This window comes from Dokdonia ponticola, from assembly GCF_042653865.1.
GTDB classification, from domain to species: domain Bacteria; phylum Bacteroidota; class Bacteroidia; order Flavobacteriales; family Flavobacteriaceae; genus Dokdonia; species Dokdonia ponticola.
This window is the reverse complement of record NZ_JBHSFV010000049.1, coordinates 1-977: the sequence shown is the minus strand read 5'-3', so window position 1 is coordinate 977 and position 977 is coordinate 1. Positions and strand designations below refer to the sequence as shown.

Below are 977 nucleotides of genomic sequence, written 5' to 3'. Positions count from 1 at the left end.
TTGTAGCACAAGATACTCCGTTTGATTATACCTTCTGTGAGGAGTTTGATGGAGATGATACCACAGGAGAGGTGAATTTAGCAACCCTAGCGGATGATGCTGGATTCTTAGTAGCGCCACAAAACACTGCTGATTTCACGATTACCTATCACAATACAGCGACAGAGGCAGAAAATGAAGCCTTCCCAATCGATCAGTCAGTGTTGCTTGTAGTAACCGATGGTGATGAGATTTTCTTCAGAATAGAAAGCGCATCGCAGTGTGTTTCTATTGGAAGTGTGATTTTTACGGTAGAGAGTCGTCCGCTGGCAAACCCAGCAGAGGATATTACCCAATGTGCGGATGATCCGGGGATTAATGGAATTCCCCTACAGGAGGTAGCAACTTTTGATTTAACACAGCAAAATGATGTGATTACAGGGGGAGAGCCTACCACTTCGGTGGTGTACTACACGTCCTTAGTGGATGCACAAAACATGGAGAATCCTATTGTAGACCCAACAGCCTTTGTCAATACAAGTGATCCGCAGACCATTTATGCCCGAGCGATTAACACCTCGAGTATGTGTGAGTCAACCGATGTGATCGAATTTATGATTTTTGTAGAACCATTGCCTTACACCGATTTAAGTAATGAAGGAGGGGAGATTTGTGTAGATGAGATTACAGGCGAGGCATTAGATCCGTTTATACTAGATGGTACGGTGGAAGATGCAATTCCAGGAGTGAGTTATGCTTATACGTGGACTCGTGATGGCACGCTTGTTTCGTTAGATCCTACTGTGACAGTTGATCAGCAAGGAGAGTATCAACTAACGGTAACGGCCACCTATGACAATGGGATGGATGTGATTACTAGCTGTGATTATGTAGCGGAGGCAAGTTATGTAGCAGTGAGTGCTCCCGTGTTTGAAGCCGTTGTTTTAGAGAGTTCCTTTAATCCGGGAGGAGTATATACCGTAGAGGTACAGAACATC

General features: G+C 44.5%; 1 pseudogene. It reads left to right on the top strand.

What is annotated here, in order from left to right:
• Positions 1-977: pseudogene (locus ACFO3O_RS22655) on the top strand (T9SS type B sorting domain-containing protein); the annotation flags it as partial.